This is a genomic window from Nitrincola sp. A-D6 (genome assembly GCF_000764495.1).
GTDB lineage: Bacteria > Pseudomonadota > Gammaproteobacteria > Pseudomonadales > Balneatricaceae > Nitrincola.
Window position 1 is genome coordinate 45,904 of sequence record NZ_JRLB01000090.1, and the last position, 9,393, is coordinate 55,296.

Annotated in this window: 9 protein-coding genes and 1 riboswitch; of the genes, 5 read left to right on the top strand and 4 right to left on the bottom strand. The window is 52.3% G+C overall.

What is annotated here, in order from left to right; translation table 11 throughout:
* Positions 1 to 46: 46 nt before the first annotated feature.
* From LH51_RS14565 to LH51_RS14580, 4 genes are read right to left on the bottom strand one after another with little or no spacing between them, the layout of a single operon-like run.
* A complete protein-coding gene (locus LH51_RS14565) occupies positions 47 to 451 on the bottom strand; it encodes a CBS domain-containing protein (RefSeq protein WP_036523401.1) in 405 nt (134 codons plus the stop codon).
* A gap of 3 nt (positions 452 to 454) precedes the next feature.
* Positions 455 to 808, bottom strand: coding sequence for a P-II family nitrogen regulator (locus tag LH51_RS14570; protein ID WP_036523403.1), 354 nt, complete (start codon positions 806 to 808; stop codon positions 455 to 457).
* A complete protein-coding gene (locus LH51_RS14575; protein WP_036523405.1) occupies positions 798 to 1,598 on the bottom strand; it encodes a DUF1538 domain-containing protein in 801 nt (266 codons plus the stop codon). The genes LH51_RS14570 and LH51_RS14575 overlap by 11 nt, the downstream gene beginning before the upstream one ends.
* A 13-nt stretch (positions 1,599 to 1,611) precedes the next feature.
* Entirely contained in the window at positions 1,612 to 2,355 is a 744-nt protein-coding gene (locus tag LH51_RS14580; protein WP_036523407.1) for a DUF1538 domain-containing protein, read from the bottom strand.
* A 271-nt stretch (positions 2,356 to 2,626) separates the two neighbouring features.
* Between LH51_RS14580 and doeB2 the strand changes: the two genes are divergently transcribed.
* From doeB2 to LH51_RS14605, 5 genes are all read left to right on the top strand, one after another.
* Positions 2,627 to 3,796 (top strand): N(2)-acetyl-L-2,4-diaminobutanoate deacetylase DoeB2, encoded by a 1,170-nt coding sequence (gene doeB2, locus LH51_RS14585; RefSeq protein WP_036523408.1) that lies wholly within the window; start codon positions 2,627 to 2,629, stop codon positions 3,794 to 3,796.
* A gap of 157 nt (positions 3,797 to 3,953) precedes the next feature.
* Entirely contained in the window at positions 3,954 to 5,225 is a 1,272-nt protein-coding gene (locus tag LH51_RS14590) for a diaminobutyrate--2-oxoglutarate transaminase (protein ID WP_036523410.1), read from the top strand.
* On the top strand, positions 5,225 to 6,544 hold the full coding sequence (gene doeA / locus LH51_RS14595) for an ectoine hydrolase (protein WP_036523412.1): 1,320 nt from the start codon (positions 5,225 to 5,227) through the stop codon (positions 6,542 to 6,544). Before LH51_RS14590 ends, doeA begins: the two co-directional genes overlap by 1 nt.
* The gene (locus LH51_RS14600) at positions 6,544 to 7,905 is read left to right on the top strand and encodes an NAD-dependent succinate-semialdehyde dehydrogenase (protein WP_036523415.1); all 1,362 of its coding nucleotides are present in this window, start codon (positions 6,544 to 6,546) and stop codon (positions 7,903 to 7,905) included. Before doeA ends, LH51_RS14600 begins: the two co-directional genes overlap by 1 nt.
* Positions 7,906 to 7,965: 60 nt before the next feature.
* Positions 7,966 to 8,067: riboswitch (glycine riboswitch) on the top strand.
* Between the two features lie 145 nt (positions 8,068 to 8,212).
* The gene (locus LH51_RS14605; protein ID WP_235263760.1) at positions 8,213 to 9,379 is read left to right on the top strand and encodes a D-amino acid dehydrogenase; all 1,167 of its coding nucleotides are present in this window, start codon (positions 8,213 to 8,215) and stop codon (positions 9,377 to 9,379) included.
* Positions 9,380 to 9,393 lie beyond the last annotated feature (14 nt).

The window sequence follows — 9,393 nt, forward strand, 5'->3', positions numbered from 1 at the left end:
CTCAAACAGGGTAGTGGGTATCTGGCTTGTTTCTGGTTGAGTCATTTCACAGGTTGGGTAGCCCGCTCAGAACCAGGTCATCATAGTTAATCACTCCGATAATATCATCTTCTTTATCGACCACTGGAGCGACCGCCAGTCCAAACTTGTTGAATAAACGCGCGCAGAAGCGTATCTGCATCTGGCTGCGTATACACAACGCGGGCTTTGACATGATTTCATAGATATTGACCCGCTCTGGCGACAGATTTTTTGCCAGTACTTTTTTGGCTATATCAGAGAGTAGTAAAATGCCGTACTCATCCTGCTCGTCACGTTTATTTACAATTAATACGCGTGCGTTACTACGCTGCATCAGCGTGACGGCATCTTCAACCGTAAGTAAGCCGTCAACCCTGCAGAAATTTTGATTCATCACATCCTTTACGGTTTTGATTGTGCCTTTAGACATAGCTTAATCCTCTTTAGCATCAAACTGCATGGCCAGCTTTTTAATCTGGTGTTTAACACCCAACGCATCTTCAACATCGATCTGCAGGGCGATTCCAGTCCCTGATGAGTCATCAAACTCACCGACTTCAGCAATTTTTTCCAGAATTTTTCGACAACGGTGTTCTTCTACCAGGAATAACAACACGTCCCGACTGCTGGTAAGCTCAAGTCCAAATATTCCGCGGGTTTTATTTAACCCTTCGCCGCGTGCATTATTGATAATCGTCGCTCCAGTGGCACCCGCATCTCGGGCTGCATCCAGTAGAGCATCGGTTTTGTCATCGTCGACAAATACCAGAATGAGTTTAAAGCGCATCAGTGGTCTCCTTGGATTGGGCGTCCCGCTCTCTAGGGTTACGATTACGTTTTTCCAGCCATGCCGCAAGCTGTGCATAGCCCATGACGCTAATAATTGGAAACAGGCAGGCCAGTGCGATCATGCCAAAGCCATCCAGCAGCGGATCGCGCCCAGGTATGGAACTTGCCAGCCCCAGGCCCAGCGCGGCAATAATGGGTACTGTGATGGTGGAGGTGGTCACCCCGCCGGAATCAAATGCCAACGGAATAATGCTGCGAGGTGAGCGCAGGGTTTGAATGATCACCAGTATATAGGCTGCCAGAATAAACCACTGCAGAGACATTCCCGTCACGATTCGCCAGCTTCCTAAGGTAATGCCTGTCGCCATACCGATTGCCACAGCGATGCGTAGCATCAGCGGGTTTATGGTGCCGCCGGAAATCTCTCCTGCCTTGATGGACACGGCAATCAGGGAAGGTTCTGCAATTGTTGTGCTGGCACCAATGGTGAAAGCAAAAATATACACCCAATAATAGTCACTCCAGTGACGCTGAGCGCCGTCAGCCAGTGCGGGTAAAAAGGATTGAGATGTCAGCTGTTCAGCCATCATGCTGCCCATGGGAAAGAGGGCTTTTTCCAGCCCCAGCAGAAACAGGCTTAGCCCTACCAGTACCAGAGCAAAACCGGTCAATACGGATGCCAGTCGATGTACTTTTTTGCGTATGACCAGATACTGGAATCCGAAGATGATGACTGCGATAGGGGCAATATCGAGGGCAGTGTTGAAAAAAATAGTTAAAAATTCCATCAGTTTGCCCGTCTCATAAAATCAGTCGTCCATAGGCCAGCACAAAAATGATCGGCATGACTGAAGCCAGAGCAATCAGTCCAAAGCCATCCAGCATGGGGTTGCGCCCCTTGATTGAAGAGGCCAGTCCGACACCCAGGGCTGTTACCAGAGGCACGGTAATGGTTGAGGTGGTGACCCCACCTGAATCATAGGCAATACCAACGATGGCGTCCGGCGTGATCAAGGTGAGCAGCATGACCAGCACATAGCCTGCAATGATGATGTAGTGTAGCGGCCAACCCTTAAGAATACGTAATACCCCCAGCATGACGGCACTGCCGACGGAAATGGCTACGACCAGACGCAGCTGCATGGCAAAGCTGTTTTGTGCCTGCTGACTTGCGTCAATCAGCCCGCTAATGGCAATAATTTCTGCCGCTTTACCCGCGACAGCAATCAGTGCGGGCTCGGCAATGGTCGTTCCGAAACCCAGTGCAAAGGCGAACAGCAGCAGCCAAAAGACCGAGGATTTTTTTGCAAATGCATGGGCCAGGCTTTCGCCGATAGGGAAGAGTCCAAGCTGCAGTCCTTTAATAAACAGCGTCAGACCTGCCAGTACACAAAGCAGCCCTATGATCAGGTCTGCATAACTGATGCCTTGCGGTAGGGGTTGACGTATCACCACAAGCTGGAAAAAAGCCATAACCAGGATTACCGGAATCAGATCTCTGAAACTGTCCCTGGCTTGTCTGGCAAAGCTGATGAGTAAATCCATAAACTAAAGGCTAAAACCTGCTAGGTGCCGGTAGAGTGAACCAGCTGGGCTTATTATCATTAATATTAGCTAAATACTATCATAAGGTTATTTAAATCGGCATGAAAATTATGGCTATTGTTATAGGGGGCAATTGAATACAACTTTTTAGGAAAATCAGTGGCATCTGCATCATCCTCTGCTATCTTTAGTGCTAAGAAATAAATTTTCACAGGCTGCTGTTTTTATTCGGCCTGGTGTAGTTGGTGGGAAACCGTTAGGAGTTACAGATTTGACCGCACTTTGGGATCAGCACATTCAACAAGCCATTTCACTACGGCGTGAGCTGCATAAACAGCCCGAATTGACCTGGCAGGAAGTGGCGACGGCCAAGCGTATACGTCAGGAATTGACCACGCTGGGTATCCCTTGGGAAGCCTGTGCCAAACACGGTACGTTGGGTCGGTTGGCCAGCAGTAAAGCCGGCCCTCACATTGCTTTGCGCGGCGATATGGATGCCTTACCCATAGATGAAAAAAGTGGTATGCCCTGGAGTTCTCAAAGCCCTGGCTGTATGCATGCCTGTGGCCATGATGGTCATACCGCTACCCTGATGGCCGCCGCTTACTGGCTCAAGGCTCATGAGGACCAGTTGCCTGGTCCGGTGACGCTATTGTTTCAGCCAGCCGAAGAGGGCGGTCATGGTGCGCTACGGATGATCGAGGAAGGCGCTCTGAAGGGTATAGATGTGATCTATGGATGGCATAATTGGCCAGCTATTTCCTTCGGACAGGCGGTTTGTCCGGATGGTCCGGTGATGGCGGGTAATGGTACTTTTCGTCTTACCGTGACCGGGCAAGGCGGCCACGCCAGTCAGCCAGAGGCTTGTCATGACCCCGTATTGGCGGCTTCTGCCATAGTGGTGGCGCTGCAGCAGATTGTCAGTCGCCGCTTGCCACCGCAGGATGCGACCGTGTTGAGTGTTACGTCACTGGACGCACGCAGCTCACCCACGGTAATACCAGATACGGCCGTGATTGAAGGCGGTTTTCGTATTGCACAACCGGCCACCCGCAAGGTACTGTCGACATTAATTGAAGAAATAGCCACGGCCACAGCCAGAGCTTACGGCACTCAATGTCAGGTGGAAATTTTTCCGCGCTACGATGCCACTATCAATCATTCGGAACCGGCTGAAAACTTTCGCCAGCAATTACAGTCAGAGTTTGGTGAGCAGGTGTTGAGCCAGACGACTCCGTTGCCGATTATGGCGTCAGAAGATTTTAGTTATTACCTTAAGGAAATACCCGGTGCTTTTGCACTCATTGGTAGTGATGATGGTCAGTTGCAGCATGGGCGACCTTGCCATAATGCGCAATATGACTTCAATGATGCGTTGATATCCAGAGTTACAAGGGTATTTGCAAGACTTGCAGGCGCTCCGGTTCCGGAGCAGACCTGATCCTGATAGCAACCCCAGGATTCGTCCCGGTTGCTGCTAGTCCGGGCTGCTGAATTGTCAGTGGCCTAACCAAAATGCTGTCTGGTTAGAGCAATAATTAATACCAGGCAGAATCTATAACGGGTTCAAACCCTTGTCATGATGAAGGAGGATTTCCATGCAGGTATTCGAGAAATGGGAATCAGAGATCCGCGGCTACAGCCGTATTTATCCAACTGTGTTCAAATCTGCTTCAAACGCCCGACAGGTCGACGAAGCAGGTAAATCCTATATTGATTTTTTCGCCGGTGCCGGGGTGCTTAATTTCGGGCATAACAACCCCTTGATGAAAAAAGCGCTGATTGAGTTTATTGAGGCTGATGGGGTCGCGCACAGTCTGGATACCAGCACGACGGTCAAGCGTGATTTTCTCACCGCCTTTGCTGAAACCGTACTGATCCCGCGCGGGATGAACCACAAAATGCAGTTTATGGGACCTACCGGTACCAACGCGGTTGAAGCGGCGCTGAAACTGGCTCGCCGGGTTACCGGGCGTAAAACCGTTGTTGCCTGTACGCATGGTTTCCACGGTATGACTCTGGGGTCGCTGGCGCTGACGGCGAACAGTTACTTCCGTAATGCGGCTGGCGTGCCTTTAGAACATGTAGTACGTATGCCGTTTGGTTGTGAAACCCCTTGTCGTGGCTGTGAAATGGGCTGTGGTACGGCTTCTGTGGATCGCCTTCGTGCGCAGTATGCCGACAGTTCCAGTGGTTTAGAGCCGCCCGCGGCCTTCGTGATTGAGCCGATTCAGGCTGAGGGTGGTGTGCATGTGGCCAGTAAAGAGTGGTTGCTGGCGGTACAGAAGCTGGCTCACGATCTGGGTGCACTGTTTGTGTTGGATGATATTCAGGCGGGCTGTGGCCGTACCGGTAGTTACTTCAGCTTTGATGGCATGGGGCTGGACCCGGATATCGTTACCCTGGCAAAAGGCATCGGTGGTTTTGGTACGCCGCTGGCGATGAATCTGGTCAAGCCTGAGCATGACAAACACTGGTCTCCAGGTGAGCACACCGGCACCTTCCGTGGTCAGGGTTTCTCTTTCGTGGCAGGTAAAGTGGCCATGTCCTATTTCCATGACGACAAGCTCATGACTGAGGTTAAGCGCAAGGGTGAGCAGATGGCCGCCGCTCTGAATGCTATTGCCGCAACCAGTCAGGGTGCCTGGCAGGTGCGTGGTAAAGGCATGATGCAAGCTATCGATATAGGCGACAGTGCGCTGTCTAAAGCGATCGTCAGCGAGTGCTTTAACCGTGGGCTGCTGCTCGGTGGTTGTGGTACGGGTGGCATGGTGATCAAAATGATTCCACCGCTGACCATACCGGATGAAGATCTGACTCAGGGGCTGGAAATCTTTGCTGCAGCCGTCGAGGCAGCCAAGGGGGCTTAATGAAAAAACGCGATGATATGACCTTTCCGTTCGAAGAGTACGAACGGCGTATCAACGAGCTAAGACAGCGGATGCAGGGGCGTTTGTTGGATGCTGTGGTGATCAGTGATCCCGAAAATATCATGTATCTGACAGACTATCAGACCACCGGTTACTCCTTCTTTCAGGCACTGGTAGTGCCGCTGGAAGGCGACCCCTTCATGATTACCCGGGTGCTGGAGGAATCTAATATCCACGCCCGCACCTGGGTGGAGGTTACCCGCCCCTACCCAGATACCGGGGATGCGATCCAGATGTTGGTTGAGGCACTCAAGGAATTTGGTTTGAGCGGCAAGAATATCGGTTATGAACGTAACAGTTATTTCTTCCCGGCCTACCATCAGGATGCCATTCATACCACCTTCACCAACGGGCGCCTGCTGGACTGCTTCGGTATTGTTGAGGAAGGGCGTATCACCAAATCCAAGCATGAGATAAAGGTGATGCGCAAGGCGGCGCTGGCTACTGAAGCAGGGATGCAGGCGGGTTATGAGGCTTGTGCCACCGGCGTGACCGAAAATGAAGTGGCGGCGGCGATCAGCCATGCGATGTTTTGTGCTGGTGGTGAGTTTCCGGCGGTCATGCCCTATGTGACCTCCGGACCGCGCAGTATGATTGGTCATGCTACCTGGGAAGGGCGCAAGATCGAAGCAGGCGAGCATGTGTTTCTTGAAGTGGGTGGCTGCTACCGTCGTTACCACACCGCGATGATGCGCACGGTGGTGCTGGGTGAGATGAGTGATTCATTTTACAAAGCCCAGGAAACCATGAAACTGGCACTGCATAAACTGAAGGAAGTTTTGCGTCCCGGTTTGACCGTATCTGATGCAGATAATCTGGTGCGTGCCATCATTACCAGCAATGATGTCGGTGGCCGCTTGATTACCCGCTCCGGCTATTCTATCGGTATTGCCTTCCCACCAAGTTGGGATGAAGGTTATATCATCAGTCTCAAGCAGGGTGATTCCAGTGTGCTGCGCGAGGGTATGACTTTCCATATTATCCCCTGGATGTGGGGTGTAGATGGCGATAAAACCGTAGGTATTTCCGATACCTTGCATATCACTGCCAATGGTTGCGAATCCTTTTTTACCCTGCCGGAAGACTTCGTTGTCAAGCCTGAATATGCAGCGAAAGGCGCAAGCAAAGCCAAGCCTGACAAAGATACCCAGAAAGAAGAGAAAGACTTGTCTGCTCCCACTGATATGCAGGTAGCCTCGGCTCAGGCCAATATAAAAACAGCTGAAAAACTCAGTAATTCGAAAAAGGAGAGTGCTTGATGACAGTGCCCGTAATTAATCCTGCAACCGGCGAAAAACTGCAGGACTCACCTGTGCTGGATACGGCGGCACAAGAAGCGGCTCTGGTACGTGCCAGAGAAGCCTATAACAGCTGGAAACACACTTCTTATGCCCAGCGTGCCGAGGTACTTAAAGCCGTAGCGGCAAAAATGCGCGAGGAAGTGGAAACGCTGGCACCACTAATGACGCTGGAAATGGGTAAGCCGATCAAGGAAGCTCGGGGAGAGGTGCTCAAGGCGGCCTGGTGTGCTGAACACTATGCTGAGCAGGCTGAAGCCTATCTGAGTAGCCTAACGCTGGAATCTGATGCCAGTCACAGCTATGTGCAGTATCTGCCGTTGGGGACCGTGCTGGGTATTTTGCCCTGGAATGCACCTTTCTGGCTGGCATTTCGTTTCTGTGCCCCAGCGCTGATGGCCGGTAACACCTGCCTGATGAAGCATGACTTGCATGTACCGGCCAGTGCTCAGGCGATTGCCGACCTGTTTGACCAGGTGGGTGCGCCGGCTGGAATTATGCAGAATATGCCTATGGATAATGCCGCGATAGAGCGGGTGATCCGTGATCCACGTGTGCAGGCTGTATCCCTGACCGGGTCTGAAAAAGCCGGTAGTGCTGTTGCTGCTATCACCGGTTCAGAAATCAAGCCGGTGGTATTGGAGCTGGGTGGTTCTGATGCCTGTATCGTGCTGGCTGATGCCGATCTGGAAAAAGCTGCTGATACCATTACATTGTCGCGGATCATCAATGCGGGTCAATCCTGTATCGCGGCCAAACGGATCATCGTCGAAGCCTCTGTCCATGATCAACTGCTGGCGATGCTGGAGGAGCGTCTTGCACGCTTGAAACTGGGTGATCCGGCTGAAGAAAGCACCGATGTAGGTCCTATGGCACGCGATGATCTGCGCCAGAACCTGCACCGTCAGGTGGCTGAAACCCTGGCCGCTGGAGCCCGTTGTCTGCTGGGTGGCGAAGTGCCTGAAGGAGCCGGCTATTTCTATCCGGTTACCCTCTTGGCTGATGTTAAGCCCGGCATGACCGCTGCTGTAGAAGAAACTTTCGGTCCGGTTGCAGTGGTGATGAAAGCGGCTGATGCCGACGAAGCCATTGCCATCGCCAACGACAGTCGTTATGGTCTGGCGGCAGGTATCTGGACGGAGCGTAGCCGTGGTGAACAACTGGCACGGCGATTGGAAGTAGGGCAAGTGGCTGTGAATGGCATAGTCAAAACCGATCCACGCTTACCCAGTGGCGGGATTAAAGCTTCAGGATTGGGTCGTGAGCTGGGTCCCCAGGGGATTCGTGAGTTCGTCAATGCACAGCAGATCTGGCTGGGCTGATTTTATACCGAAGGCGCATGGATGCGCCGCCGCAGTGGTGTTAAACTGACGACACGTTTAAGAACGATATCGGGAGAGATCGCTGGCCTTGTTGATAGGTGCAGCGACGCCGAAGGAGCAACCGCCCCGGAAACTCTCAGGCAAATGGACCGGTATCGATCAATAAACTCCGAAGAGTTGTCGCTTGCAGCGGCACACCGAAGGAGCAAGCGCTATTCTGGCGTGAATCTCTCAGGTACAGCGACGGAGGGGGTGGCAGATGCATAGTGCACCTGTCTAACCCTATTCTGCTTCGGAGTTGTTCGCGATGAAATCAATTGCAGTCATAGGCGGCGGTATTACCGGCGTCACCTCAGCTTATGCCCTGGCCAAACGTGGCTATCAGGTTACCCTGTTCGAAAAACAGCGCTATGCCGCTATGGAAACCTCCTTTGCCAATGGCGGGCAGCTGTCCGCCTCCAATGCCGAGGTCTGGACCTACTGGGCAACCATTTTCAAAGGCATGAAGTGGATGCTGAAAAAAGATGCCCCCCTGCTGGTCAACCCCAAGCCCTCCTGGCACAAATTCTCCTGGTTTGCCGAATTTATGGCCGCCATTCCCGAATACGAACGCAACACCACAGAGACTGCTCGATTGGCTATAGCGGCGCGTGAATTGTTACTCAGCTGGGCAGCGGATGAAAATATTGATTTTGATCTGCAGCAAAAAGGCATACTGCATATTTATCGTGATAAAGGTGGCTATGAACATGCACTGAAGGTATCTAAGTTGCTGGCTCAGGGTGGTCTTGTTCGTGAGCCGCTGTCATCCCGTGAAATTCAGGCTTTAGAGCCTACCCTGAAAGGGAATTACTACGGTGGTTTTGTCACCCCGAGTGACTTTACCGGTGATATCCATAAGTACACTCAGGGGCTGGCCCTGGCCTGTGAGCGTATGGGTGTGGTGTGTCGCTACAATCAGGATGTGTGTGACGTTAAGGCCGATGCCCAGGGTGTGACTGTGATGGTTAATGAAGCGGGGCAGATCCAGCGCCATCAGTTTGATGCGCTGGTGGTGTCTGCGGGTGTGGCCAGCCGTAAAATTGCGGCCGCACTGGGTGACCGGGTTAACATCTATCCGGTCAAAGGCTACTCTATTACCGTTAATCTGAAAGATAAGGTCAGTCAGGACGCTGCACCCCAGATCAGTCTGCTGGATGATGAAACCAAACTGGTGACCAGTCGGCTTGGAGAAGATCGTCTGCGAGTGGCTGGTACTGCGGAGTTTAATGGCTACAACAAGGATATCCGCGCAGACCGTATCAAACCGCTGGTTGACTGGGTCAATCAATGTTTCCCAGATGTCAGTACCAGCAGCGTAGTACCCTGGGCTGGCCTGCGGCCGATGATGCCAAACATGATGCCAAAAGTCGGACGTGGACGTTTGCCAAGTGTGTTTTACAACACCGGGCACGGGCATCTGGGTTGGAGCTGAGCGCGGTAACGGCG

Bases quoted from the DNA above. Each gene is read 5' to 3' on its own strand.
- LH51_RS14565 (WP_036523401.1), bottom strand. From the start codon at position 451: ATGTCTAAAGGCACAATCAAAACCGTAAAGGATGTGATGAATCAAAAT.
- LH51_RS14580 (WP_036523407.1), bottom strand. From the start codon at position 2,355: ATGGATTTACTCATCAGCTTTGCCAGACAAGCCAGGGACAGTTTCAGA.
- LH51_RS14575 (WP_036523405.1), bottom strand. From the start codon at position 1,598: ATGGAATTTTTAACTATTTTTTTCAACACTGCCCTCGATATTGCCCCT.
- LH51_RS14570 (WP_036523403.1), bottom strand. From the start codon at position 808: ATGCGCTTTAAACTCATTCTGGTATTTGTCGACGATGACAAAACCGAT.
- LH51_RS14590 (WP_036523410.1), top strand. From the start codon at position 3,954: ATGCAGGTATTCGAGAAATGGGAATCAGAGATCCGCGGCTACAGCCGT.
- LH51_RS14600 (WP_036523415.1), top strand. From the start codon at position 6,544: ATGACAGTGCCCGTAATTAATCCTGCAACCGGCGAAAAACTGCAGGAC.
- doeA (WP_036523412.1), top strand. From the start codon at position 5,225: ATGAAAAAACGCGATGATATGACCTTTCCGTTCGAAGAGTACGAACGG.
- LH51_RS14605 (WP_235263760.1), top strand. From the start codon at position 8,213: ATGAAATCAATTGCAGTCATAGGCGGCGGTATTACCGGCGTCACCTCA.